General features: G+C 58.8%; 24 protein-coding genes. 14 read left to right on the top strand and 10 right to left on the bottom strand.

What is annotated here, in order from left to right; all coding sequences use genetic code 11:
• Nucleotides 1–180: 180 nt before the first annotated feature.
• Genes FEZ21_RS08535 through FEZ21_RS08520 form a run of 4 tightly spaced genes read left to right on the top strand, consistent with a single transcriptional unit; the run spans nt 181 to nt 2654 of the window.
• Nucleotides 181–483 carry a DUF2282 domain-containing protein gene (locus FEZ21_RS08535; RefSeq protein WP_003443123.1) on the top strand — a complete coding sequence of 101 codons (303 nt, stop codon included), beginning with the start codon at nt 181–183 and terminating at the stop codon, nt 481–483.
• Nucleotides 484–505: 22 nt separating this feature from the next.
• Nucleotides 506–1384: a DUF692 domain-containing protein gene (locus tag FEZ21_RS08530; RefSeq protein WP_003443134.1), complete on the top strand. Its 879-nt coding sequence runs from the start codon at nt 506–508 to the stop codon at nt 1382–1384.
• Complete coding sequence (locus FEZ21_RS08525) at nt 1381–2154, top strand: DNA-binding domain-containing protein (protein WP_160626866.1); 774 nt, start codon at nt 1381–1383, stop codon at nt 2152–2154. Before FEZ21_RS08530 ends, FEZ21_RS08525 begins: the two co-directional genes overlap by 4 nt.
• The gene (locus FEZ21_RS08520; RefSeq protein ID WP_127196131.1) at nt 2151–2654 is read left to right on the top strand and encodes a DoxX family protein; all 504 of its coding nucleotides are present in this window, start codon (nt 2151–2153) and stop codon (nt 2652–2654) included. Before FEZ21_RS08525 ends, FEZ21_RS08520 begins: the two co-directional genes overlap by 4 nt.
• Here FEZ21_RS08520 and FEZ21_RS08515 read toward each other — a convergent pair.
• Nucleotides 2645–3559, bottom strand: coding sequence for a LysR family transcriptional regulator (locus FEZ21_RS08515; RefSeq protein ID WP_010655675.1), 915 nt, complete (start codon nt 3557–3559; stop codon nt 2645–2647). The genes FEZ21_RS08520 and FEZ21_RS08515 overlap by 10 nt on opposite strands.
• A 105-nt stretch (nt 3560–3664) precedes the next feature.
• Here FEZ21_RS08515 and FEZ21_RS08510 point away from each other — a divergent pair, with 105 nt between their 5' ends.
• From FEZ21_RS08510 to nhaA, 4 genes are all read left to right on the top strand, one after another.
• On the top strand, nt 3665–4264 hold the full coding sequence (locus tag FEZ21_RS08510; RefSeq protein ID WP_160626864.1) for a short chain dehydrogenase: 600 nt from the start codon (nt 3665–3667) through the stop codon (nt 4262–4264).
• A gap of 152 nt (nt 4265–4416) precedes the next feature.
• Nucleotides 4417–5088, top strand: coding sequence for a COG3650 family protein (locus FEZ21_RS08505; protein ID WP_003443139.1), 672 nt, complete (start codon nt 4417–4419; stop codon nt 5086–5088).
• Nucleotides 5089–5188: 100 nt separating this feature from the next.
• On the top strand, nt 5189–6799 hold the full coding sequence (locus tag FEZ21_RS08500; protein WP_003443140.1) for an NAD(P)/FAD-dependent oxidoreductase: 1611 nt from the start codon (nt 5189–5191) through the stop codon (nt 6797–6799).
• A gap of 263 nt (nt 6800–7062) precedes the next feature.
• A complete protein-coding gene (gene nhaA / locus FEZ21_RS08495) occupies nt 7063–8244 on the top strand; it encodes a Na+/H+ antiporter NhaA (RefSeq protein ID WP_160626862.1) in 1182 nt (393 codons plus the stop codon).
• 100 nt (nt 8245–8344) lie between these two features.
• Here nhaA and FEZ21_RS08490 read toward each other — a convergent pair whose 3' ends face one another.
• The 6 genes from FEZ21_RS08490 to dinG form a co-directional block, all read right to left on the bottom strand.
• Nucleotides 8345–8809, bottom strand: coding sequence for a glycine zipper 2TM domain-containing protein (locus tag FEZ21_RS08490; protein ID WP_003443142.1), 465 nt, complete (start codon nt 8807–8809; stop codon nt 8345–8347).
• Between the two features lie 187 nt (nt 8810–8996).
• Nucleotides 8997–9644: a pyridoxamine 5'-phosphate oxidase gene (pdxH, locus tag FEZ21_RS08485; protein ID WP_003443143.1), complete on the bottom strand. Its 648-nt coding sequence runs from the start codon at nt 9642–9644 to the stop codon at nt 8997–8999.
• Nucleotides 9645–9667: 23 nt separating this feature from the next.
• Nucleotides 9668–10786, bottom strand: coding sequence for an OmpA family protein (locus tag FEZ21_RS08480; RefSeq protein ID WP_160626860.1), 1119 nt, complete (start codon nt 10784–10786; stop codon nt 9668–9670).
• Between the two features lie 109 nt (nt 10787–10895).
• Nucleotides 10896–12041, bottom strand: coding sequence for an EstA family serine hydrolase (locus tag FEZ21_RS08475; protein WP_003443145.1), 1146 nt, complete (start codon nt 12039–12041; stop codon nt 10896–10898).
• A gap of 352 nt (nt 12042–12393) precedes the next feature.
• Nucleotides 12394–14745: a beta-galactosidase gene (locus tag FEZ21_RS08470; protein WP_160626859.1), complete on the bottom strand. Its 2352-nt coding sequence runs from the start codon at nt 14743–14745 to the stop codon at nt 12394–12396.
• Nucleotides 14746–14838: 93 nt separating this feature from the next.
• Nucleotides 14839–16983, bottom strand: coding sequence for an ATP-dependent DNA helicase DinG (gene dinG, locus FEZ21_RS08465; protein ID WP_003443147.1), 2145 nt, complete (start codon nt 16981–16983; stop codon nt 14839–14841).
• Between the two features lie 98 nt (nt 16984–17081).
• On the opposite strand from dinG, the gene FEZ21_RS08460 reads away from it, so the two are divergent.
• Nucleotides 17082–17546, top strand: coding sequence for a CopD family protein (locus tag FEZ21_RS08460; RefSeq protein ID WP_003443148.1), 465 nt, complete (start codon nt 17082–17084; stop codon nt 17544–17546).
• Between the two features lie 69 nt (nt 17547–17615).
• Here FEZ21_RS08460 and FEZ21_RS08455 read toward each other — a convergent pair whose 3' ends face one another.
• The 3 genes from FEZ21_RS08455 to FEZ21_RS08445 all read right to left on the bottom strand — a co-directional run bounded on the left by FEZ21_RS08455 (nt 17616) and on the right by FEZ21_RS08445 (nt 19515).
• A complete protein-coding gene (locus tag FEZ21_RS08455; protein WP_003443149.1) occupies nt 17616–18374 on the bottom strand; it encodes a hypothetical protein in 759 nt (252 codons plus the stop codon).
• Entirely contained in the window at nt 18367–18645 is a 279-nt protein-coding gene (locus tag FEZ21_RS08450) for a DUF1145 domain-containing protein (protein WP_029612262.1), read from the bottom strand. The genes FEZ21_RS08455 and FEZ21_RS08450 overlap by 8 nt, the downstream gene beginning before the upstream one ends.
• Before the next feature lie 177 nt (nt 18646–18822).
• The gene (locus tag FEZ21_RS08445) at nt 18823–19515 is read right to left on the bottom strand and encodes an OmpA family protein (RefSeq protein ID WP_010655670.1); all 693 of its coding nucleotides are present in this window, start codon (nt 19513–19515) and stop codon (nt 18823–18825) included.
• Between the two features lie 154 nt (nt 19516–19669).
• Between FEZ21_RS08445 and FEZ21_RS08440 the strand changes: the two genes are divergently transcribed.
• The 5 genes from FEZ21_RS08440 (at nt 19670) to FEZ21_RS08420 (ending at nt 24070) form a co-directional block, all read left to right on the top strand.
• Complete coding sequence (locus FEZ21_RS08440) at nt 19670–20167, top strand: DUF6231 family protein (protein WP_003443152.1); 498 nt, start codon at nt 19670–19672, stop codon at nt 20165–20167.
• A gap of 4 nt (nt 20168–20171) precedes the next feature.
• On the top strand, nt 20172–20648 hold the full coding sequence (locus FEZ21_RS08435; protein ID WP_003443153.1) for a YchJ family protein: 477 nt from the start codon (nt 20172–20174) through the stop codon (nt 20646–20648).
• A 20-nt stretch (nt 20649–20668) separates the two neighbouring features.
• Nucleotides 20669–21154: an LEA type 2 family protein gene (locus FEZ21_RS08430; RefSeq protein ID WP_029612260.1), complete on the top strand. Its 486-nt coding sequence runs from the start codon at nt 20669–20671 to the stop codon at nt 21152–21154.
• Between the two features lie 7 nt (nt 21155–21161).
• Nucleotides 21162–21377 carry an SEC-C metal-binding domain-containing protein gene (locus FEZ21_RS08425; protein WP_003443155.1) on the top strand — a complete coding sequence of 72 codons (216 nt, stop codon included), beginning with the start codon at nt 21162–21164 and terminating at the stop codon, nt 21375–21377.
• Between the two features lie 230 nt (nt 21378–21607).
• A complete protein-coding gene (locus tag FEZ21_RS08420) occupies nt 21608–24070 on the top strand; it encodes a penicillin acylase family protein (protein WP_160626857.1) in 2463 nt (820 codons plus the stop codon).
• The last annotated feature ends 256 nt before the right edge of the window (nt 24071–24326 follow it).

The raw sequence follows: 24326 nt of genomic DNA, 5'->3' as shown, positions 1-24326 counted from the left end.
GCCTGCGACACAAAACGGCCCTTCGGGGCCGTTTTTCATGGGCGCCGGAAAAGGCTGCGCCGACCGGAACCCTAACTTCTTTTCAGTCGCCTGTAACAAATCCCGGGCTGCTCTCTCTAGAGGGGTAAGCCGGCAGCATTCAGTGGCCGGCGTAGTAAATATCACCCCTGGAGACTCACCATGAACAACAAAACCACCCGCACTTTTTCCGCTGCAGCCCTGGCTCTTGCCCTGGGCTCTGCTTTGACCGTTGCCGCTTTGCCCGCCCAGGCGGCCGGCGATATGGAGAAGTGCTTCGGGGTTGCCTTGAAAGGCCAAAACGATTGCGCCGCAGGCGCGGGCACCACCTGCGCAGGCACCTCCAAAACCGACTACCAGGGCGATGCCTGGAAACTCGTGCCTAAAGGTACCTGCGATAAAACGGCCAGCCACACCTCATCCACCGGCTTTGGCCAACTTGCCGCTTTCACTGCCAAATCCTGATGTCCAGCCATGGGTCCTGATGATGCACAGTTCAACTGCTTCGCTCATCGCGCCTCGTATCTCCCAGCTCCCGCCGCGTGCGGGCCTGGGGCTCAAGGCCGAACACTTCAAGGATGTACTGGAATCCCTGCCTGATGTCGGGTTCTTTGAAGTACATGCAGAAAACTACATGGTGGCAGGCGGCCCCTTCCATCATTACCTGGGTTTGATCAGAGAACGCTACCCGTTGTCGATTCATGGGGTCGGCCTGTCGATTGGCAGCGACACCCCACTCAATATCGAGCATCTGCAACGTTTACAAACTTTGCTTGCCCGCTACCGGCCTCGGGTGTTTTCAGAACATCTGGCCTGGTCCAGCCACGGGCCGCATTTTCTCAACGACTTGCTGCCTTTGCGCTATGACCTGAGCACCCTGCAGCGGGTCTGCGCACATATAGATCAGGTTCAAAACACCTTGCAGCGCCAGATACTGCTGGAAAATCCCGCGACCTATGTGGAGTTCGACCAGACACATTTCGACGAAGCGAGCTTCATTCATGAAGTCATCACCCGTAGCGGCTGCGGCCTGTTACTGGACGTGAACAATGTGTACGTGTCCTGCGTCAACCATGACCGCGATCCCCTGGCCTATATCAACGCACTGCCCTTGCACGCGGTGGGCGAACTTCATCTGGCAGGCTTTGCAGAAGATATCGACCAGTCAGGGCAGCGCTTGCTGATCGATAGCCATGGCGCCCCCGTCGACCAGGCTGTCTGGGCGTTGTACCAGCAGGTACTGGAATGCGTTGGCCCGGTGGCCACGCTGATCGAGCGCGACAACCAATTGCCTGTTTTCAGCGAACTGCTCGCCCAGGCCGAACTCGCTGACTGTTACCTGCTAACGACCCGGGAGCGAACATGAGACTACAAGAAGCGTTCAGCGCAGCCGTGCTTGACTCCCAACAGCCATGCCCGCGAGGTTTGGTATCGCGCAACGGGCACATCGAGAGCCGTTTCGCGGTGTATCGCAACAATGTCCAGAGAGGGTTGATCAATGCGCTGGCATTCAGTTATCCCGTAGTGGCCAGGTTGGTGGGCGAGTATTTTTTTCAGGAAATGGCACGGCTATTCATTAAAAAAAGCCCGCCTGACAGCCCGATAATGAGCACCTATGGCGTCCGTTTTGCTGACTTCATTGGCGATTTCGAGCCCGCCAGGAGCCTGCCCTACCTGGCCGATACCGCACGTCTTGAGCGCTTGTGTGTAGCGGCCTATCACGCAGCAGACGCCTGCGCGGTGGATCCGCAGGTACTGGCCCGGATGCTCAAGGTGCCAGAAAGTCTCGGTCAGTTGCACCTGCAGCTGCACCCCGGCGTTGCAACCCTGGACTCGCCTTACGCCGTAGCCGATTTATGGGCCGCACATCAAAACGAGGAGCTAAGCCTGGGACTTGACCTGAGCCTGCCACAAAGCACCGTGGTGCTGCGTTATGGATTATCTGTCGAGGTATTCGCCGTCAGCCCCGGTTACACGGCCTTTATCAGGCATCTGCAGAGCTGCCATGCCTTGGGGCCCGCCGCGGAACATGCCCTGCAGGTTGATCCTTACTTTGACTTGAGCCAGGCCCTGGCGCTGCTGATTACCCATGACGCCATCACTGATTTGTCCCCTGCTCCCGAGATTTCGCCATGAACACGCCTGTCGCAACCTCCTGCCTGTTACGCCGTTGGATCGAGTACGCAATTGCACTCATGCAGCGCATCCCCCACAGTTTGATCGCTTTGATCGCACGCTTTTCCATTGCCGCCGTGTTCTGGAAGTCAGGCCAGACCAAAGTCGAAGGTTTTGCCATCGACCTGGTTAACGGTACGTTCCAGCTCGGCGTACCGCACCTGGCCGCGTCCACCACCTACCTGTTCAGCACCGATTACCAGCTGCCACTGCTGCCCCCTGATGTAGCTGCATACGCGGCGACCCTCAGTGAGCATCTGTTCCCGGTGTTGATCCTGCTGGGTTTCGCTACCCGCTTTTCGGCGCTGGCCCTGCTGGGCATGACCCTGACCATTCAGTTGTTCGTCTACCCCGATGCTTACCCGACCCACGGCACCTGGATCGCAATTCTGTTGTACCTGATGGCAAGAGGTCCGGGTGCCTGTTCAATTGACCGGCTGATTGCGCGCCGCTATGGCTGAAGCCGGTCTAATGCCTCACCGCTACGCTTAAACCAGCCCGTCAGGTAGTCCGCCAGCACCTGGGTGCGCCTGGGCAAGCCCCCCTGATAGGGATGCACCAGATACATGGGATTGCTGCGGGTCTGATAATCACGCAACAAGCCGCGCAAACGCCCGTCCGCCAGCTCAGCCTGGAGCATGTAAGACGGCAAACGGGCGATTCCCGAACCGATCAGGGCGGCTTTTTTCAGCAAACTGTAGTGATTACTGGCGAACACCCCCGATACCCGAACCCGATGCAAATCATGCTGCTGGTGGTACTGCCACTCCTCACGTCCACTGTAGTGACTGTTCAGCAAGCACTGATGCTCCACCAGTTGTTGCGGAGTATCCGGCTCGCCGTGTTGCTCAAGATAGGCCGGGCTGGCGCAAGTGACTTCATGCCAGGTCAGCACGGGCCTGGCCACTAACCGCTCGTGACTGCTCACTTGCGAGCGGATCGCCAGATCAAAACCGTCCCGCGCCAAATCGCGATAACTGTTGTTGAGCTCCAGCTCAATCTGCACCTGCGGGTAATCCCGGGAGAACTCCAGCAGCAGTGCATCAAAGAAGGTTTCACCCAGTGACACGGGCACAGTCATACGCACCGGACCTGCCATGTCGTCCTTGAGCCGTGCCAATGCCTGACGCGCACGCTCCACTTGTACTACCAGCGCCTGAGCCTGGGGCAGCAATGCAGCGCCGGCTGCAGTCAGGCTCAGGCGTCTGGTAGTGCGGTGCAGCAACACCACCGAGAACTGCGCTTCAAGGTGGCTGATGCGCTTGGACAACTGCCCTTTGCTGCACCCCAGCTGCTGGGACGCCAGGGTAAAACTGCCGGCATCGATCAACACAGCGAACGCCGCCAGGTCATCCACTTCGCTCATTGATTGTTTCCATATGAAAACCAAAGGTTGCCCATTAGTGCGCTTATCACCTTAAAACACCAGCATTAGACTCAACCCACACCCCATCACTGAAGGAACATGGCAATGAAGATTCTGTTGATCGGCGCTACGGGCACCATAGGTTCAGCCATTGACCGCGAGTTGTCGCCCCGCCATGAAATCGTGCGCATTGGTCGCAGCAGTGGCGATTTCCAGGTTGATATCAGCAACAGCGCTTCGATTCGGCAACTGTTTGAAAAAACCGGTCGCTTCGACGCCCTGGTGTGCGCTGCAGGCAACGTCAATTTCGTGCCATTGGCCGAGATGAGCGAAAAAGACTTCACCCTGGGCTTGCAGGACAAACTGATGGGGCAGGTCAATCTGCTGCTGATCGGTCGTGAATTTGCTAACGACGGCGCCTCGTTTACGTTCACCAGCGGTGTAATCAACCGTGAGCCGATTCGTACCGGCAGCAGCGCAGCCCTGGTAAACGCCGCACTGGATGGCTTCGTAAAAGCCGCGGCGATCGAACTGCCCCGCGGCCTGCGGGTGAACTCGGTGAGCCCTACCGTGCTGACCGAAGCCATGGGCAAATATGCCGCATACTTCCGCGGATTCAAGTCGGTCGCAGCAGCTGACGTGGCGTTGGCCTACGCCAAAAGCGTAGAAGGCCTGCACACCGGGCAAACCCATCAGGTCGGCTAATCGACCAGTCCCTTTGCAGGGGCGGGCTTTGCGGATCAAAAAATCTCGAACGGGCACGCTCGCGCAGGGCCTGCCCGGCGGAAAAAAAGATCGCCCCTTGTGCAGCACTTCGCGCCTAAGTAACGTGGCAGCACTAGTCAGGAGTCTCAATGATGCGTGCTGCTCGTTCCTTGGTTTTGTTCGCCCTGTTGCCCCTTTTTGCGGGCTGCCAAATGTTCAACAGTAAACCCGCTGACAGCAATGCCGGCATGACCCGTCTGCAAGGTGAGCTGGTTTCGGCCAATGGCCAGTTAATTTTTCAGCCATGCGTCGGGCAACAGCGCTATGTAGTGCGTGACAGTGCCAGTACCACCCTGGTGCAAGACGCCACGGACATGCCTGACAAGCCCGGCAAGTTGTTCGCCGACATTCGCGGCAGCTTTGTCACCGGTAAAGTCCCCGGCACTGACGGCGAAGTTCAGCTGCAACAACTGTATCGCCTGGAGCGCAACAGTTCCGCCTGCAAAGACCCCAACTTCAAACAAATCACCGTGCATGCCAACGGCAATGGCCCGGCGTGGGAAGTCCAGGCAGGCGCCAAGGGCATGGTGCTAAAACGCGAAGGCCAGCCACAACTGGCACTGCCTTTTGTTGAGGAACAGGTCGGCGACGGTCGCTTCTCCCTGTCCACAGAAGCCAACAACCAACACATCGAACTCTGGGTCGCCCCGCAACGCTGCACGGACAGTGTCAACGGCAGCATTCAGCATCTGGGCGCTGAACTGCGGGTCAACGGTCAGGTACAGCGTGGTTGTGGCTACTTCGGTGGCGCACGTAACGACTAAACGACAAATGTTGCTGACGGTCTGACCTCCAGGCAGCTTATAATCGCCGGTTCGCGTTAAGGCTGCCGGGGTTTGCCTGGCCCCTCTATTGGACACTGTCATGTTACGAATTACCGAACTCAAGTTGCCGATCGACCATCCCGAAGAAGACCTGCGCCCTGCCATCGTGCAGCGCCTGGGCATCGCCAGCGATGACCTGCTCGATTTCACCTTGTTCAAGCGCAGCTACGATGCGCGCAAAAAAACCTCCGAATTGTGCTTCATCTACACCATCGACCTGAGCGTGCGCGATGAAGCCCCGCTGTTGCTGCGGTTCGCGGATGACCGCAACGTCAATCCTGCTCCGGACGTCAGCTACAAAGTTGTCGGCCACGCGCCCCAGGATTTACGCGAACGCCCGATTGTGGTGGGTTTTGGCCCATGCGGTATTTTCGCTGGCTTGCTGCTGGCACAAATGGGCTTCAAGCCGATCATTCTTGAGCGCGGCACTGAAGTGCGCCAGCGCACCAAAGACACTTGGGGCCTGTGGCGCAAAAACGTCCTGAACCCCGAATCGAACGTGCAGTTTGGCGAAGGCGGCGCCGGGACCTTCTCGGACGGCAAGCTCTACAGCCAGATCAAAGACCCGAAACACCACGGTCGCAAAGTGCTGCACGAGTTTGTCAAAGCCGGTGCGCCGGACGAAATCCTCTATGTCAGCAAACCGCACATCGGTACGTTCCGTCTGACCGGCGTAGTCGAAAACATGCGCCAGCAAATCGAGGCGCTGGGCGGCGAGGTACGCTTCCAGCAACGCGTTACCGACGTATTGATCGATGACGGACACTTGACCGGTGTGGTCCTGGCCGATGGCGAGCAACTGAACTCGCGGCACGTGATCATGGCCCTGGGCCACAGCGCCCGAGACACCTTCCGCATGCTCCATGAGCGCGGTGTGTATATGGAGGCCAAGCCGTTCTCGGTGGGTTTCCGTATCGAGCACCCGCAGTCGTTGATCGACAGCGCGCGCCTTGGCAAGTACGCCGGTCACCCGAAGCTGGGCGCCGCTGATTACAAGCTGGTTCACCACGCCAAAAACGGCCGCTCGGTCTACAGCTTCTGCATGTGCCCCGGCGGTACAGTGGTTGCAGCCACCAGCGAACCCGGCCGCGTCGTGACCAACGGCATGAGCCAATACTCGCGTAATGAACGCAATGCCAACTCAGGCATCGTGGTCGGCATTACCCCCGAAGACTACCCGGGTGGACCTCTGGCCGGTATCGAGTTGCAAGAGCGTCTGGAGGCCCACGCCTATGTGTTGGGCGGCAGCAACTACGAAGCGCCGGCGCAATTGGTTGGCGACTTTATTGCGGGCAAGCCGTCCACCGCACTGGGCAGTGTTGAACCGTCCTACAAGCCGGGCGTATCCCTGGGTGATTTGGCACTGGCTTTGCCGGCCTACGCCATTGAAGCCATCCGCGAAGCCTTGCCGGCATTCGAGAAGCAGATCAAAGGTTTCTCGATGCATGACGCGATCCTGACCGGGATCGAAACTCGCACCTCATCGCCATTGCGCATGACCCGCGACGGGTCGATGCAGAGTCTCAATGTCAAAGGCCTGTTCCCGGCTGGCGAAGGCGCAGGATACGCCGGCGGAATTCTGTCGGCGGGCGTGGATGGCATCCGGATTGCCGAAGCCGTTGCCCGGGATATTCTCGGTATCGAAGCCTGACCCTGTACTGCTGCTGCCAAGCTTCGACAAGGGCTGTTACGCAGCCCTTTTCAGCTCCAGGCAGCGGTACAGTTTGATCCACAGGACAGTTCCTGCAGTCTGCTCAAACTCAACGCGGCTCCATTGGGCACTCAACTGCTAGGCTCTTTGTCGAAGTGAGATCAACGCGTTGTTTAAAACAAAAGCCAACCCGGTTTTTGTTTTAACCAGCGGGTTCACAAGTCCGGGTATCGCACCCCATAACTATCCGATGGAGAGCCACCTTGCCTCTGCGTAGCACTTTCACTCGTTTCTTTCAGTTGGAAGCTGCCAGCGGTCTGTTGTTGATTGCAGCTGCGGCTCTGGCTTTGATCATCAACAATTCGCCGTTTTCCCACTACTACACAGCCTTTCTTGACGTACCGGTGGCCGTGCAGATCGGTGCCTTGCAAATCGCCAAGCCCTCGCTGCTGTGGATCAACGATGGCCTGATGGCTTTGTTCTTTCTGCTGATTGGCCTGGAGGTCAAACGCGAACTGCTCGACGGACAGCTGTCCAGACCATCCCAGGTAGTACTGCCCGGTGCAGCCGCAGTTGGCGGCATGGTAGTGCCGGCACTGATTTACTGGTACATCAACAAAGATTTCCCGGACGCCCATGGCGGCTGGGCAATCCCGATGGCCACTGATATTGCATTCGCCCTTGGGGTGCTGGCCCTGCTCGGCAAACGTGTCCCGGCGTCACTCAAACTGTTCTTGATGACCCTGGCGATCATTGATGATCTGGGCGCAATCATTGTGATTGCGGTGTTCTACACCACCGAGCTGTCAGGGGTATCCCTGATGCTGGCTGCGGCGTGCCTGGTGATTTTGATCGCGATGAACCGCATGGGCGTGGTCAAGATCGCCCCTTACATGATCATCGGACTGATCCTCTGGGTATGCGTGCTTAAAAGCGGCGTGCATGCCACGCTGGCGGGTGTGACCCTGGCATTCTGCATCCCGCTGCGGACCAGGAACTCCGAACCGTCACCACTGATGGGCATCGAACATGCGCTGCACCCCTGGGTGGCTTACGGGATTTTGCCATTGTTTGCTTTCGCCAATGCCGGCGTCTCGCTGACAGGCGTCAACCTGCACAGCTTTACCCACCACGTGCCGATGGGGATCGCCACAGGCTTGCTGCTCGGTAAAACCCTGGGCGTGTTTGGCTTGACCTGGATCGTGATTAAAACCGGCTGTGCAGCGCTGCCGGCCGGTGCTAACTGGGGTCAGGTGTTTGGCGTAGCGATTCTGTGCGGTATCGGATTCACCATGAGCCTGTTTGTAGGCTCCCTGGCGTTTGTGGCGGGAAGCAGTGATTACGTGGGAATGGACCGCATGGGCATCCTGACCGGCTCAATTCTGGCGGCGCTGATTGGCTACGGGGTTACGGCGTTCTTTAGCCGTAAACAACAGGTCGCCTGACCTTGCGCGAGCCCGCTCCCGGATAAGGGTCATAGACAAACAAAAACCCCGGCCAGTTCGCACTGGCCGGGGTTTTGTTTTTAGCGGTGTCGCTTGGGCGTTACTGGGTAACGCGGCTGGTACCGTCAACAGTCATGATGCGTACACGCTCACCGGTACGGAACACCTGGTTCGGCTCAACCTGCTGCACGTAGGCACGGGTGCTGCCGTCGTCTTCACGTACGGTGATTTCTACACCCTGGGTCTTGGTCAGGCCCGACTCGGCTGCCGAGCCCAGCAGGCCACCAGCTACTGCACCGATAACGGCGGTCACGATGCTGCCACGGCCACCACCGATAGCACTGCCACCAACGCCGCCGATAACAGCACCTGTTGCAGCGCCGATCGGGGTTTTGGTGCCTTCAATCTGTACCGGACGCAGGGCAACGATAGTGCCCATGCGAACAGTTTGCACGCGGCGCGCTTCATCGCGCGAGTAGGTGTCGCCGGTCAAGCTCGAGGTGCAGCCGCCCAACAAAACTGTCATGGTCGAAAAAGCAGCAACTAACAGTACGGACTTACGCATAGGATCAACTCCAAAAGATCAGGGATACATTAAACTCTGCAGCCGGGTGCATGTCACCGCGCGGCGCAGATAAACAGCCTTTATTCAGCGCCTGTACAGTCTCGTCAGGCCTGACAACTCTCTAAAAACTCGTGTAAGGGTAGCGCGTAATTACCGTTTTGCATTACGCAGCCTCCCGGTAGCGACTTCAGGGCGCCAGCCGCTCAAGAGTCCAGCGAGCTCCGTCAAAACGATAGTTCAGCCGGTCATGCAGACGGCTTGGACGCCCCTGCCAGAACTCGATGCGTTCAGGCAATAACCGATAACCGCCCCAGTGTTCAGGACAGTGCGGCTGGGTCTCGCTGAAACGCGCCTCTGTGGCTTCAAGCAGCCCGATCAACTCTTCGCGACCCGCAATCACCTGGCTTTGTGGCGAAGCCCAGGCCCCGATCCGGCTACCCAACGGGCGAACCTGATAGTAGGCATCGGACTCTTTCGCCGACACCTTGATCACCTGACCTTCGATACGCACCTGGCGCTCCAGGGTAGGCCAGAAAAAGGTCATCGCCGCAAAGGGACATGCGGCCAATTGCTGGCCCTTGGCGCTGGTGTAGTTGGTGAAAAAGGTAAAACCCTGATCATCCAGACCTTTAAGCAGGAGCACCCGACAATGCGGGCGACCCTGTGCATCGACCGTGGCCAGGGTCATGGCGTTGGCTTCGACCGGTGGCTGCTCGGTTTTGACCGCGTCACTGAACCACTGATGAAACAGCGCGAAAGGCTCATCCGGAGCCTGAGCCTCGGTCAGCCCGTCACGGGTGTAATCACGGCGCATATCTGCCAGCGATTGAGTCATGAGCCAATCCTTTCCTGAATCAATCAGTTCTTGGCCTGATCGTTAGCAGCAACCTTTTTACTGGTGTCGGCTTTAGCCACTACCGGCTTTTTGGCTGGAGCAGCTTTCACTGCCTTTTTAGCCGGGGCGCCTTTTTTGGCAACCACTGCTTTCTTGGCAGGAGCAGCCGCTTTTTTCGCAATCGACGGCGCAACAGCCGGCTGCACTGCAACCAGATCAGATGGCGACAAGGCAGGCTGGCTGTATTTGCTGACCAGCGCGACCATGGTCGCTTGCGGAGTCATGAGGATTTCAACCCGGCGGTTCAGTGCACGACCTTCATTACTGTCGTTGGCTGCACGAGGCATTACCGAGCCCATGCCACGCAGGGTCAGACGATTGCTCTGCAGACCGCTCATGCGGAAGATAGCCGCCACTGATTTGGCACGATCCAGGCTCAGTCGGGTGTTGGCTGCCATGGCGCCTGTGGCGTCCGCATGGCCAAGCACCAGTACTGCAGTTTTGGGATCGCCTTCAACCACTTTGGCCACACGTGTGAACGGGCCAAGCATGGACGGCATCAACAAATCCGGGCGTGTAGCCTTGAACGAGCTATCAGCCGAGGCCACGATCACCAGCAAGCTTTCGCGACGCTCCAGTTGCAGGTTGGTGTCTTTGATTGCTGCACGCAGGCGAGGCTCGTACTCGTCCAGCCAGGCCTGAGTGATTTTCGGATCTGGCATTGGAATCACGCCAACCGTTGCGGGCTTGCTGTCTTTGGCAGCGCTATCAAACGGCCACCACCAATTCTTGGTCGATGTTGTTGCAGGAGCTGCGGCGCCAACCACTACCTTTTCTTTCTCCGCCGGGGCATCTTTTTTGGCCGAGTCGGAACCAAATGGCCACCAGCTGAAAGCGCTTTCTTTGGCTTCGGCTACAGCAGGAGTCGCAGGCGCTGCGGCAGTTTTGGCGACCGGCGCAGTTACTTTAGTGTCTGCAGGCTTGGAAGGTGCGCTGGCGCTTTTATCGGAAGGCGTCGACGCTTGGTCGGAAGAGCCCAGCTGCCACCATTTGTGGCCACCTGCGGCGTCATTCTGTGGAGTTTGTGCACAACCGGTAATTGCCAGGCAAAGAGCCAGAGCGAGGGTCTTATTAGATGACATTGAATATCCACACAATGAATTAAGAATAAAAGGCGCTATGCCTACATAAAAAAACGTATTAAACGCATAAAAGCTACAGGGTTCCGACCTACGGCCTACAAATACCCGGTTATAGACACCTCGCCAAGACTTTAACCAGCTTTTGCGCCCGTGGGTCCATCAATACATAAGGCCCAAGTGTATTAGTAACAAAGCCAAAAGCCACATCCCGCTCCGGATCGGCAAAGCCTATCGACCCTCCTGCCCCGGGATGACCAAACGCCTTGGGGCCCAGGCCGAAGGTAGCGTTGGCTACATCCGGTTGATCCAGCATGCAGCCCAGCCCGAAGCGAGTCTGCGTCAGCAAGGTTTTATCCGGACCGATGCTGTGCTCACGGGTCAATTGCCCGAGCATTTCGGCTTCAAGCAAACTGCCATCCAGCAAACCGCTGTAGAAACCGGCCAGGCTTCGGGCATTGCCGTGGCCGTTGGCCGCCGGCTGCTCCATCCGCCGCCATTCCGGCTTATTGGTGCTGGTCATGATAGACGGCGGGTTGGTGAATGCCCGAGTGCTGATCGAAGCCGGCTCATTCATCATCGCTTTCAACAGGCGTTGCGCTGCCGCATCGCCCATCGTGCCTTTGCTGCGAGCAATATGGGCCACCCGGTAAAACTCTTCATCCGCCAGCCCGATATGGAAATCCAGCCCCAAAGGCCTGGCGGTACGCGCCATTATCGATTGGCCCGCACTGCGCCCGTCGGCCCGACGAATCAACTCGCCTACCAACCAGCCATAAGTGATTGCGGCGTAACCATGCCCTTCACCGGGGGTCCACCAGGGCGCTTGCGCGGCCAGCGCATCTACCATGGTCTGCCATTCATACAAGGCAGCCGCCGGCATTGATTCACGTATTGCCGGCAAGCCGGCGCGATGGCTGAGCAACTGGCGCAACGTGATCGACTCTTTGCCCGCAGCAGCGAACTCAGGCCAATACCGGGCAACAGGCACATCGAGCTCCAGCTTGCCCTCTTCTACCAACTGCAACGCAGTGACTGCGGTAAAGGTCTTGGTACAGGAAAACAGATTGGCAATGGTGTCGGTGTGCCAAGGTTGCTCTGCGTCCTTGTCAGAGGTGCCGGCCCACAAATCGAGCACCGTTTCGCCGCCGATCCGGATGCACAGTGCCGCGCCGCGTTCTTGCGGATCATTGAACAGATCGGCAAACGCCTCACGTACTGCTTCGAACTTAAGGTCGTGAAAACCCTGAATCTGCACCCGCACCTCCTGAATCAAGCATGGCTCTACAAGGCATGCATTGTTCCAGTCCCTGTGAGATTTTGAAACAGAGCAAACCGCTACCAACGCACAATTTTTGTGCATTACGCAGTCGGCGCAGAAGGTATCAGCGTGAGAGTGGATTTTTTGTGAAATCCCCGCAGAGCAGTCGTAGCGGGCCCGAATCGCATGCGTGCACGCTGAACGGCTTCGACCCCACTTGCGCACCTCCCTTTCGCATCCATTTCGAAACCTCCATTCAGTTGAATGGAAGCGCCAGGTTTTCAAATGCTATCTAGAAGGGCGCAGGCCCCCTGGAGCGACGCAGTGACTCGCCGCCCGGTTTCGCAGATCAGTGACCTTTACCTGAATGACCGCCGGCATGGCCCGGGCCAGAGCTTCCAGCGCTGCCATCCTGAGGTGTATGCACCGGGGCTTTGGCGGCCTGGTCTGCAGCGACCTGGGCCTTGGCGGCCTCTTGGCCGAGTTGATCGAGGACCAGCAGGTTGGTTTTACGGACGCTGTCGACAAAGCCGGTAAACGGCAGGTCGGTGATACCGATCATGCCGAAGTGACCATTCTCGCCATCGAGTAAACGGCCGGTAACCGGCTGATCCAGGTACTGGAACCAGTGCACGCCGACAATCGACGGCTCAGCCACTGCCTGCTTGAGAAACCTGGCATAGGCCGGACCACGGGCTTCTTCGCTGGCCACTTCGGTCATGCCGCCCCAGAACGGGCCTCGGTCGCGGGAGCCAAAGTTGAATTCAGTGATCATCACCGGCTTGTCCAGTTCGCGCAGTTTGGCGAAGTCATAACCGTCCTGCGGCTGCAGGGTATAGAAGTTGAAACTCAGTACGTCGCAATACTTGGCGCACGAGGCCACGGCTTCTGGTGTGCTCACGGCAAAGCGGCCGCCCAGCAGCAAGTGATTCGGAGCATGCCACTTCAGCGAGTCGGAAATGGTCTTGAAATAGGTATCGGCGAAGACCTTTTGGAAATACTGATAATCCGCTTCAATTTCCGGGTGCTCGGCGTTGGGCAGCGGCGCCTCGAAACCCGGGTCTTCCATTAGCTCCCACGCCGGGATATCGACACCCCAGGCTTTGGACAGGCCTTGCTGGTTACGGTACTTGTCGCGCAACTGCTTCAGAAATGCACGTTTGGCCGGTACGTCCGTGGTCAGCCGCAAGGTGCCCAGGGCCAGTGCATAGCGCGATGCCGGATCATTACCGGGGCCGGCCCAGGCCAGTTCGTTGTCCGCGAAATAACCGATCAGCCATGGGTCATCCCGATGGTCGCGGGCAGCAATCGCCACTGCGCGCTCGGTGGCCATGGCAAAGCGCGGGTCAAACGGATCGGGCATGCCGCCCCACCAGTCGGCACCCGTGCTGATGCTGGCGTAGTCACCGACTATCGACAGCGGCAAGGTGTAAGGCACCCGATCATTGAGCCCCAGTTCCGGATCGCTCCAGTTGCCGATGGTGTTAAAGCCCCAGGCTTGCAGGCGATCCAGGGCGTGTTCCTGCCAGCGCTTGGCATCAATAACTTGTGGCGCACATGGAATAACAGGCTCAGCCCCGGGGACTGTTTTGCCGGCGTCGCAAGGCTGCGCGTAAATCCGTTGCAGGTTGGCGCCATAGAAGTTGTACCAGCGGCCTACGTTGTAACCTCGCCCCTGCGCGGAACCGTTACCGTTGTTGCTGTTCGATGAACCGTAATAACCGGCCAGAGGCGCACCCTGCTCGGGCAGATCGGTGAACATCCACTCACGCCCGGCAACGTAGGTCTGGCTATCGTTGGCCGTCACGGCATTCAGGCCCAAGGAATAAAACGGATGGCCTTGCGGGGTCACCAGATTCCAGCGTCCATTGCGTTTTTCGGTGTAAAAAAAGCCGGTAGCCTTGAACCCCGGACCTTTGAGCGAACCGCCAAACTTGTCCTGATCCCCCCGTTTGGCCAGCCAGCCCTTGAGCAACTGCTGTTCTTTGGCAGCGGCGGCTTTGAGCTGTTCATCATTGGCCACTCGCTCCGGCCACTTGGCCCGGGTCGACTGGCCGTAGCCATCCACGATCGAGCCGTATACGGCCTTGATCACACCGGCATCATCCTGCACGCCAAAGCGTTCGAGCAAAATGCTTTGCGCGGCATTGGGTTGCGGGATGGACAAGGTGACCGATACCACCTGGCTGAGATCAATCGCACCTTGGGTGCTGGCCAGCAAGATACGTTGCCCGTCGACAGTCATCGGCATCGGCGGTCCCGCGCGCATACCCTGGCTGTACGGCGAATTCGCCTGCAACGGCAGTAACAGGGTTTGCGCCGGTCCCGCAGGTAAGTCGACCCGGCTGGTGAGGGTCTTGCCGTTATTGCTTTGCACGGTCACATCGAGGGTGAGCGCCCAGTTCATCGCATTCTGGATACGCAGGGTCATCATCCCCGACTGCGACCAGTCCCATGCGCCGGTTTGCGGCGTGAGACGCAGGCTTGGCGCAGCAGCCGGGTTAAAGGTCACGCGACGCAGCACTTCACCTTCCGCCGTTTGCTCCGCGTTGTATTGCGGCAAGCTCGCATCCACGGTCGCCACTTGCACCACATCGGCAGGGCGAACGAAGTTGAACAAGGTTTGTTGACCGGCAGGTGCCGCCAATAGCGGGGTCGTGACCAGCAACGCAAAAACAGCAGACAGCGAACGGCGAATCATATGGATCAGGTTCTCCCAAACGGCCGAAAACAGCCTGTGAGGTGTTGAAGAAACAGCATAGACAGCAAAGCCGGCAAAGACGCCGGCCCGGGCTTAAGAAATTTCGCGACGGAAAGGCGGCAAGGCGTTGAGGATGGCCTTGCCATAGCGCTGGGTGACCAGCCGCCGGTCGAGCAATGTAATGGTGCCGCGGTCCTGTTCGGTACGCAGCAGACGACCGCAGGCCTGAACCAGTTTGAGCGAAGCATCCGGCACCGAAATCTCCATGAACGGATTACCGCCCCGCGCTTCGATCCACTCGGCCAGCGCCGCTTCCACAGGATCATCAGGCACCGAAAACGGAATTTTGGCGATTACCACGTGCTCGCAATAGGCGCCGGGCAAATCGACCCCTTCGGCAAAACTGGCCAGGCCGAACAGCACGCTCGAGTCCCCGCCATCCACCCGTGCCTTGTGCTTGTTGAGGGTTTCCTGTTTCGACAGGTTGCCCTGGATAAACACCTGCTTGCGCCAGTCGCGCTCCAGACCGTCAAACACGTCCTGCATTTGCTTGCGCGAGGAAAACAGCACCAGCGTACCCCGCGAGCCTTCTACCAGAGCGGGCAAGTCGCGAATGATCGCCGCGGTATGGGCCACGGCATCCCGCGGGTCAGCCTTGAGGTCCGGCACCCGCAGGACACCGGCGTCGGCATGATGAAACGGACTCGGCACCACTGCCGTGACGGCGGCTTTGGGCAGCCCGGCACGCATGCGGAAACGGTCAAAGGTGCCCAGCGCGGTCAGGGTGGCCGATGTGACCAGGGCTCCGTAGGCCACGTTCCACAAGTTGCGACGGAGCATTTCCGCGGCAAGGATGGGGCTGGCATTGACCTCGATATCAAACAGCGAACCACTTTCAGCCAGGGTCATCCAGCGCGCCATGGGCGGGTTGTCCTCGGGGTCTTCGGTGGTAAAAGCGGTCCATAACTCCCAGTTGCCCTGGGCGCGGGACAGCAGGCTGCCAAACAGCGGATACCATTCTTCGGCCTGGTTGCTGGTGATGCCAATATTGACCTCGCCGTCCATGCCGTCCTTGAGAATTTCTGTCAGACGGGTGAACAGGTCGGTCAGACGCGAAAAGCCTTTTTTCAGCTCGATCCCCATTTCACGCATGTGATCGGGGATCACGCCGCCGATAAAGCGATGACGCGGGCGCTCACGACCTTCAGGCTCTTCGCCCACTTTGAAGTCGGCCACCTGCTCACAGGCAGTGAACATGAACTGCTGCTGGGCCTTGATCTCTTTCGCCAGCTCCGGCACCTGCTCCAGCAAACGCCCCAGGTCACCCGGCAGCGGATGCTGGGCAAGCAGCTTGGTGAGATTTTTGGCTGTTTGCTCAAGCCAGTCGGCCGTTGAGCGCAAACGGGTGTAGTGGGCGAAATGGCCGATGGCCTTGTCCGGTAAATGGTGACCTTCGTCGAACACGTACAGCGTGTCGCGGGGGTCAGGCAGCACTGCACCGCCGCCCAGCGCCAGGTCCGCCAGAACCATGTCGTGGTTGGTGACAATCACGTCCACCTTGCTCATGCCTTCGCGAGCCTTGTAAAAGGCGCACTGGCCGAAGTTGGGGCAATGCCGGTTGGTGCACTGGCTGTGGTCGGTGGTCAGGCGCGCCCAGTCCTGGTCTTCCAGGGCTTGGGGCCAGCTGTCGCGGTCACCGTCCCATTTATTGCCGGCAAGCTTCTCGATCATGCTGGTGAACAGCTTCTGACTGGCCTCATCCACTTCGATCTTGAAGCCTTCTTCCTCGAACAGCTGCGCCGTCGCGGTTTGCGCGTGGCCTTCTTGCAGCAGCATGTCGAGTTTGGACAGACACATATAACGCCCGCGGCCTTTGGCCAGCGCAAAGCTGAAATTCAGCCCGCTGTTACGCATAAGGTCGGGGAGGTCTTTATAGACGATCTGCTCTTGCAGGGCCACGGTCGCCGTGGCGATAACCAGACGCTTGCCGGCGGCCTTGGCCGTAGGGATGGCGGCCAGGCTATAGGCGACAGTCTTGCCGGTACCGGTGCCGGCCTCGACGGCGACCACAGCCGGTTCGCCACTGCGGTGGCCTTCTTCATCGGTATCGATATCGCCCAGCACTTTGGCCACTTCGGCGATCATCAAACGCTGGCCGTAGCGTGGTTTGAGGCTCTTGGCTTCGAGAAAACGCGAGTAAGCGCCCTGGATCTGGGATTTTAGTTCGTTACTAATCATGGTTCTTCGGGCGCGAGAAACGCTGGATAAATTTTCAGTGGTTCGAATGGCCGCTATCATACCCCGCTAATTCATCCTGCGCCGCACGGAGTACCCCAATGACCGCCTTTAGCCTCGCCTACAGCCTGCATTTACTGGCCGCCCTGATCTGGGTGGGAGGGATGTTTTTTGCCTGGATGATCCTGCGCCCGGCAGCTGTGACGGCCCTTGAAGGCCCTGTGCGGTTAAAACTGTGGGTAGAAGTGTTTCAACGGTTTTTTGTCTGGGTATGGCTGGCGGTGGTGATTTTGCCGATAAGCGGTGTAGGGCTGCTGCAGATGCGCTTCAGCGGTTTCGAAACCGCCCCGCGTTATGTCCAGATAATGATGGGCTTGTACATTGTGATGGTGGCGCTGTTTATCCGGATTCAGTCTCTGCAACTGCCGGAGTTGCGCAAAGCCGTGCAGGACCAGCAGTGGGCCGCAGGTGCGGCGGTCATGGGCCGGATCAGACGCCTGGTGGGATGTAACTTGATCGTAGGGCTGGTGCTGGTAGCCATTGCGGCGGCCCGCCCCATGTTTTAAGGGCTGCCCCGCCCTGCCGGGAGGCCGGGCTTCCCGGCAGGGCTCTAGATCAAAGGTGGCGTATTACCGTTACAAACGCTCAATGGTCACCATGCCGGCGGCTCCGGCATCGCCCGGTTGTCCGGCCAGCCCCGGGCGACCGGATTTTCCGCCGTCGGTACGGTACACAATGCAACCCTTGGATTTGCCACCAGCGCCCGCACGCCCGGCTTCGCCCGGCTTGCCCCCTGCCCCGCCATCCACCCGCACGCTGATCAGCTCCGCCGGGTAGTCGCGCGGCAGTTCAACCCGTACCCGTGCACCCGCCGCACCCGCCTGACCATTACCTCCGTCGTCGCCATTGGCCCCGGCACCCGCCGCACCCCAGGTACAACCCGGCGCCTGGCCATTACCACCATCAAGCCCGGAAAAACCCGGCGCACCCGTGCCGCCACGGGCATCAATGAGCAATTGCGGTGCTTGCAGCGATTCAATCCGCACACTCAGATCCCGTGCCGCTCGGGCAGGCTTTTCAAAGGTGCCCGGAGCCCCTCGGGCATTGATTTGACTGCCTTCGTCAAACTCGGCCCGGCCAACCCGCAGCTCGATGCCAGGCTCGGCAGGCACCAGGGTGATGCGCGCCTCGCGCCCCAGGTGCAACTGGTCGATGTCGACCCGGGTGACGCCAGCGGGAATCAGCAGCGTGCCGTAGTCCGCCACTTCGAGTTTTTCCAGCTGCAACACACTGGCGTTACCCGGCAGGCGCATCAGAGAGTTGGCTTGCACCATGACCACGTCGGCATGGGCAAAAGGGCTGCACAAGGCGGCCAACAGACAAAGTTTACGCATGGCTGTCGTCTCGCTTTGAAGAAGTACCAAGGGTTTGCACGTGAAGGATTCCAACCAGAAGGATGTAAAGGCGATCACGCCAAGGGTGCGGACGGTCCCGCAGACTGCTGTTGAACAACAGCAATTCAAGTACATGGGTCAGCAGTAACAGACTGCCAGCCAGATTAATCAGTAAATCGAGCGGGTTGATCAGCGGCTTGTAAATGTTGCTCAGCGCAATCCCCCAGAACAACAGCATCAACACTTTCCCCAGCCCCCTAAGTACCTGCATACCCCTGCCCTTTTATGTTTTTCTTTGAGCGCACATTAACGGCTTGCAGGAGGCCGGCGCCAGTGAACCTTGCAAAAAAACAGCCCGGGGTTGATTGGTCTGATCAAACCCGGGCGCCCTGCGGACCTTGAAGATATCGTTCTGGCCTGAGGCTTTCGCCAGAGCGCCGAGGCAGGTTTAACGAATGATTTTTATCTCGGTACGACGGTTCAGGGCACGGCCCTCCGGGGTTTGATTACTGGCCACCGGATTCGACTCACCGGCGCCGGCCACGGATACGAACTGGCTGCGTGGTATACCGCTGCTGATCAGGTACTCGACCACAGAGTGCGCGCGCTCTTGGGACAGTTTGAGGTTGTAAGCTTCCTTGCCCACGCTATCGGTATAGCCTGTGACTTTAAGCTGAGCATTGGCCGCGTCTTTTTTCAGCCGCGTCGCAATCACATTGAGTTTTTCCTTGTCGGCGGCCGTCAGCCTGGCCGAATTGAACTCGAAGTGAACATCACGTACCACAATGGTTTCTTCTTTAACTATCACCACCTCTTCAACCACCACAACCGCCACTATCGGGCAGCCTGCGGCATCGACCTTCACCCCTTTCGGAGTGTTCGGACATTGGTCACGGCTGTCCGGAACTCCGTCGCCATCCGCGTCGCCATCGCCGTGCACCCAGCAGTAAGCCGCGGCCATGCCGGCACCGAATACCGCACCGCCGCCCGCCCAGGCGGTACTGTTTATCGCCCCCAGCGCCGCTCCGCCAACGCCACCTACAGCTGCACAGGTAGGCCAGTCGGTTTTTTGCAAACCGGCGCAACCCGTTAATACACTGGTGAGAACAATCAAAGGTACGGCTGTCCTGATGATGCTCATATGGGGTCTCTCCTGGGGGTCGGCATTGGGCCGATGCCCCGAAAGTAAAGACCGCGCCGGGGTTATGCGCCAGCGAAGGCAATGCACGGACAAGTGCCCACTAGGCCCCGGGGCTTCAGCACGCTAGTCTTGGGGCTCTGATTGAGGACTTTCGATGACGTCTGGTATTTCTACCCGTACACCCCAGCAAGCACTGGCGGCGCTGCTTGAGCGTTCTGCGCCTCAACGCCTGCTCGTGGTCGGCGCCAGCCAGTTTCCGGCGCTGGCAGCTTTTGCACAGACTCACCCCGAAGTTGTTGTCGCCCACGCGGCCCCCGGGGCTTTACCAGCAGAACTGGCCGCACAGCGCTTTGACCTGGCCCTGGTGATCGACTGTCTGGAACATCTGCCCAAGCGCGAAGGGCTGGAACTACTGGGCGGAATTCGCAACCTGAACGCCAGCCGCATTGCAGTGCTGGCGGATCTGAGTGCCTGTAACTGGAAGGATACCGATTTCTTTTCGCTTGCCCTGCAAAGCAGTGAGCGTTTTCAGCGCGATGAACAGGTACTGACCCTGTTCACTTACGATTTGCGCGAGTACAAACAAGTACCCGACTGGCTGAATGCCAGATTCTGGGCCAATCCGGAAAATTTTGGCAAATATTGGTGGTAAGCCGATGAGTACATCCATTTGCCCTTGTGGCAGCGGCAACTTGCTCGACGCCTGCTGCGGGCACTATCACGCCGGACACCCGGCCCCAAGCGCAGAAACGCTGATGCGTTCGCGTTACAGCGCCTATGTCCTGGGCCTGATTGATTATCTGGTCAGTACCACGCTGCCAATACAGCAGGCCGGCCTCGATTGTCAGTCCATTGGCGACTGGAGCGCGCAAAGCACCTGGCTGGGACTGGAAGTTGAAAGCAGCGAAGTTTTCGGCGGTCAACCCGAACATGCCTTTGTGACCTTTACTGCACGCTGGCACGATGCCAATGGCGAACATAGTCATCGCGAGCAGTCATCATTTGTACAAAGTGCTGGACGCTGGTACTTCATTGATCCCACAGTGCCGCTTAAGGTCGGGCGAAATGATGCCTGCCCTTGCGCCAGCGGATTCAAGTTCAAAAAGTGCTGCGCCAGCTATCTGGGCAACTGAGACAAAAGAGGAATTAAGGAATGGATTCTCGGGCTCGAATAACAAGAACAATTGCCCTGATGATGATTCTGGCGCTGTCGGGTTGCGCCTCCTGGTTTGACTCGGGTGAAAAAGACCCGGACGTACATCTGATGCGCGTAGAGCTGGTCAAGGCCAAAATGCTGGAGCAGCGCTTCAAACTGTACTTTCGGATCGACAACCCCAACGACTCGACGCTGACCGTACGCGGCCTGACCTACAGGATTCAGCTGGACGCCATAAAACTGGCCGAGGGGGAGTACAGCCAGTGGTTCAGCGTCGAGGCAAAAAGCCACGCCGTGCTCGTGGTGCCGGTGCGCACCAACCTGTGGCCGCAGGTGCGCCCGCTGATCAAATTGCTTGAATCTCCTGACCAACCCATCCCCTATCGGCTGGATGGCACATTGGAGACCGGCCTTTTCTACGGTAACGACGTGCACCTGACCCGCAAAGGCGAGATAATCCCTGCCGATTTTATTCCAGAGTGATTGAGTAATGACCCAACAACCCCACGTTCATGGCCCGGACTGCAACCACGATCATGAGCAGCATGATCACGCCCATGACCACCACGACCACGGTCACGTGCATGGCCCTCATTGCGGCCACGCGCCCCAAGAGCCCGTGCGCAACGAACTGAAAGACGTTGGCCGCAACGATCCGTGCCCATGCGGCAGCAGCAAAAAATTCAAGAAGTGCCACGGCGCCTGATAGTTTCCAGGCTGCTTGTACACGCCGCACCTGCCTTGGGCACGTGCGGCGTGTTTGTTTGTGGCCCTGCAAAGTTGCCCTGTCCCGGCAAAACTTTCATCCGCAGGTAAAACTGGCCGGGCGCACTGAACACAGCCCCTCTGGAACCCTTTGAGATAGCGCTTGCGCGGCGTCATCGGCCTCACTAACGTAGCGCCTTTCGATGACATTCCCCCCGCAGGAGCTTTGCCATGGCCTCGCCAGCCCTTACACATTTCTTACCCCGGTTCGGCGTTGCCGCGGCAGTGGTCGGCCTGCTGGGCCTGACTGGTTGCCAGATAAACAACCACTCATCAGAAAGCCTGGTCCCGACCTCCGGTGTACAGCCGCTTAAAGGCCTGGCGCAGAATGTGTCTGTACGCCGTAACAGTCAGGGCATGCCGCTGATCGAAAGCAGCAGCTTTCATGACGCCCTGTTCACCCTTGGTTACGTGCACGCCAGCGACCGCATCAGCCAGATGGTCCGTTTACGCTTGCTGGCCCAGGGCCGGCTGGCTGAGTTGAACGGCGTCGATGCACTGGACAGCGACCGGTTGATGCGCAGCGTTAACCTGAAAAAGAACGCTGGCGAGCTCTATAAAAGCGCTTCGCCACGGCTAAAGAAATTCTTTGAGGTGTACGCCCGCGGGGTCAACGCCTACCTGTTCCGTTATCGCGACAAGCTCCCGGCCGATCTGGCGCAAGCCGGCTATAAAATCGAGTACTGGAAGCCTGAAGATTCAGCGCTGATTTTCAGCCTGTTGAACTTCTCCATGTCGGTCAATTTGCAGGAAGAGCTCAATTCGTTGGTCCTGGCGCAAAAAGCCGGTAACGCCAAGCTGCCCTGGCTGACGCCGACCTACCCCAATGAAGCCCTGGCCACAGGCGAAGCAGACAAACTCAAAGGATTGATCCCGGGCAGCCAGCTGCCTGGATTAAGCGCTGTGACCCAGGCCCTTGAACAAGTCACTCGCTTGAGTCTGCCCGGAGTCACGGCGTCGAGCGACTGGGCGATTGGCCCGCAGCGCAGCCGCAGCGGCAAAAGCCTGCTGGCCAACGACATCCACCAGCCCATCGGTGTGCCTTCGGCCTGGAGCTATGTGCAAATACGCGCACCTAAATATCAGGCCGCAGGTGCTTCCATCGCCGGCTTGCCAACCCTGTTTTCCGGGTTCAACGGCAAGGTAGCCTGGGGCATGAGCATGGCCATGGGTGATAACCAGGATGTATTCCTGGAAAAACTCAAGCGTCAGGGCAACAGCCTGTATTACCTGGCTGACGGCAAATGGCTGCCCGCAACCGTGCGTAACGAGACCTTTTTCGTCAAAGGTCAGCGCCCTATTCGTCAAACCATTTACGAAACGCGCCACGGACCGTTGCTCAACAGTTCCTGGAGCACTGCGGCCGATTTAAACGCCAGCCTGGGCCTGGCGTTACAAACCCCCGACTTGAAGGGCGACAAAACCCTTGATGCCTTTTTCGACCTGTCCCGCGCCCAGGACAGTGAGAAAGCCTCTGATGCCAGCCGCGAGATCCGCGCTGTGGCGCTGAATTTGTTGTACGCAGACGCGAACCACATTGGCTGGCAAGTGACCGGGCTGTATCCCAACCGCCGCGAAGGCCTTGGCCTGTTCCCCTCGCCGGGCTGGGACGGCCGCTACGACTGGGACGGCTACGCCGATCCGATGCTGCATCCCTATGACCAGGACCCGGCACAAGGCTGGCTGGGGACGGCCAACCAGCGCACCGCTGCCTATGGCTACGGCATGCAGCTGTCCAACTCGTGGTTATCCCCGGAACGCAGCGAGCGCCTTGCGCAGTTGGCCGGCAGTGGCAAACAGGACGCTCGCAGCATGATCGCGATGCAGTACGACCAGACCACCCTGTTCGCTGCCAAATTAAAAACCCTGTTTACTGCTCCCGGCATGGCGCAGCCGCTGAAGCAGGCGATCGCCGCCTTGCCTGCGGCTGATCAGGGCAAGGCCCGCGAGGCCCTTGGCCGGTTAATGGCGTTTGACGGCAAACTCGGCCCGGCCTCGGCGGATGCCGCGCTGTACGAACTGTTCTTGCAAGAAAGCACCAAGCAGATCTTCCTGGATGAGCTCGGGCCAGAAACCAGTGCCAGCTGGAAGGCCTTTATCGCCAACGGCGGGCTGTCGTACTCGGCACAGGCCGATCACTTGCTGGGGCGCGAGGACAGCCCGTTCTGGGACGACATTCGCACCCCGCAAAAAGAAGATAAACCAACCATTCTGGCCCGCAGCCTGGCAGCCGCCATCAACGCCGGCGACAGCTTGATGGGCGCTGATCACAAGGCCTGGCAGTGGGGAAAATTGCATTACTACCTGTGGCGCAATGCCGATGGCCAGACTGTGCGTGGCCCCGTTGCGGCTGGCGGCGACCAGAGCACGCTGAATATCGCGGCTTACAACGTTGGCGGTAGCGGCTTCGAGACCACGCTGATCCCGGCCATGCGCATGATCGTCGACTTCGGTCAGATTGAACCGATGATGGGCCAAAACAGCACCGGACAGTCCAGCAACCCCGCCAGTCCACATTACACCGATGGCATCGATCCCTGGCTCAAGGGCCAGTACATCAGCTTCCCGATGCAACCGCAGAACTTCGACAAGGTGTACGGCAAGACCCGCTTGACCCTGGTTCCCGGCAAATAAAACGCTGTAAGCGGTTAATGCCATTGCCGGCTCCCACAGACTGAGTGCCACCGCACAATCCGGTCTGTGGGAGCAAACCTGCCAACTCCCACAGATAAAACTGGCCGCGCACTGTTTGTGTGCGCACGTTTTATCACGCGCTTTTTTCGGGCACTGGCCGTCGCTTGACTGGCCTGCCTCACCCTTAAATCCACCCCCTGTCCCACTGTGGTTCGGAACTTGCTACTTCTGACCTGACGTAGCACTCCAGTAGCAG

The sequence above is a fragment of the Pseudomonas sp. 9.1(2019) genome (assembly GCF_009910445.1).
Taxonomy (GTDB): Bacteria; Pseudomonadota; Gammaproteobacteria; order Pseudomonadales; family Pseudomonadaceae; genus Aquipseudomonas; species Aquipseudomonas paraversuta.
Note: the sequence above shows the minus strand (reverse complement) of the source record. Positions and strands in the feature narration are given on the sequence as shown.

Excerpts from the sequence above, each read along its gene's own strand:
- FEZ21_RS08535 (WP_003443123.1), top strand. The coding sequence starts at position 181 with ATGAACAACAAAACCACCCGCACTTTTTCCGCTGCAGCCCTGGCTCTT.
- FEZ21_RS08530 (WP_003443134.1), top strand. The coding sequence starts at position 506 with ATGCACAGTTCAACTGCTTCGCTCATCGCGCCTCGTATCTCCCAGCTC.
- FEZ21_RS08525 (WP_160626866.1), top strand. The coding sequence starts at position 1,381 with ATGAGACTACAAGAAGCGTTCAGCGCAGCCGTGCTTGACTCCCAACAG.
- FEZ21_RS08520 (WP_127196131.1), top strand. The coding sequence starts at position 2,151 with ATGAACACGCCTGTCGCAACCTCCTGCCTGTTACGCCGTTGGATCGAG.
- FEZ21_RS08515 (WP_010655675.1), bottom strand. The coding sequence starts at position 3,559 with ATGAGCGAAGTGGATGACCTGGCGGCGTTCGCTGTGTTGATCGATGCC.
- FEZ21_RS08510 (WP_160626864.1), top strand. The coding sequence starts at position 3,665 with ATGAAGATTCTGTTGATCGGCGCTACGGGCACCATAGGTTCAGCCATT.
- FEZ21_RS08505 (WP_003443139.1), top strand. The coding sequence starts at position 4,417 with ATGCGTGCTGCTCGTTCCTTGGTTTTGTTCGCCCTGTTGCCCCTTTTT.
- FEZ21_RS08500 (WP_003443140.1), top strand. The coding sequence starts at position 5,189 with ATGTTACGAATTACCGAACTCAAGTTGCCGATCGACCATCCCGAAGAA.
- FEZ21_RS08490 (WP_003443142.1), bottom strand. The coding sequence starts at position 8,809 with ATGCGTAAGTCCGTACTGTTAGTTGCTGCTTTTTCGACCATGACAGTT.
- pdxH (WP_003443143.1), bottom strand. The coding sequence starts at position 9,644 with ATGACTCAATCGCTGGCAGATATGCGCCGTGATTACACCCGTGACGGG.
- FEZ21_RS08480 (WP_160626860.1), bottom strand. The coding sequence starts at position 10,786 with ATGTCATCTAATAAGACCCTCGCTCTGGCTCTTTGCCTGGCAATTACC.
- FEZ21_RS08470 (WP_160626859.1), bottom strand. The coding sequence starts at position 14,745 with ATGATTCGCCGTTCGCTGTCTGCTGTTTTTGCGTTGCTGGTCACGACC.
- dinG (WP_003443147.1), bottom strand. The coding sequence starts at position 16,983 with ATGATTAGTAACGAACTAAAATCCCAGATCCAGGGCGCTTACTCGCGT.
- FEZ21_RS08460 (WP_003443148.1), top strand. The coding sequence starts at position 17,082 with ATGACCGCCTTTAGCCTCGCCTACAGCCTGCATTTACTGGCCGCCCTG.
- FEZ21_RS08455 (WP_003443149.1), bottom strand. The coding sequence starts at position 18,374 with ATGCGTAAACTTTGTCTGTTGGCCGCCTTGTGCAGCCCTTTTGCCCAT.
- FEZ21_RS08450 (WP_029612262.1), bottom strand. The coding sequence starts at position 18,645 with ATGCAGGTACTTAGGGGGCTGGGGAAAGTGTTGATGCTGTTGTTCTGG.
- FEZ21_RS08445 (WP_010655670.1), bottom strand. The coding sequence starts at position 19,515 with ATGAGCATCATCAGGACAGCCGTACCTTTGATTGTTCTCACCAGTGTA.
- FEZ21_RS08440 (WP_003443152.1), top strand. The coding sequence starts at position 19,670 with ATGACGTCTGGTATTTCTACCCGTACACCCCAGCAAGCACTGGCGGCG.
- FEZ21_RS08435 (WP_003443153.1), top strand. The coding sequence starts at position 20,172 with ATGAGTACATCCATTTGCCCTTGTGGCAGCGGCAACTTGCTCGACGCC.
- FEZ21_RS08430 (WP_029612260.1), top strand. The coding sequence starts at position 20,669 with ATGGATTCTCGGGCTCGAATAACAAGAACAATTGCCCTGATGATGATT.
- FEZ21_RS08425 (WP_003443155.1), top strand. The coding sequence starts at position 21,162 with ATGACCCAACAACCCCACGTTCATGGCCCGGACTGCAACCACGATCAT.
- FEZ21_RS08420 (WP_160626857.1), top strand. The coding sequence starts at position 21,608 with ATGGCCTCGCCAGCCCTTACACATTTCTTACCCCGGTTCGGCGTTGCC.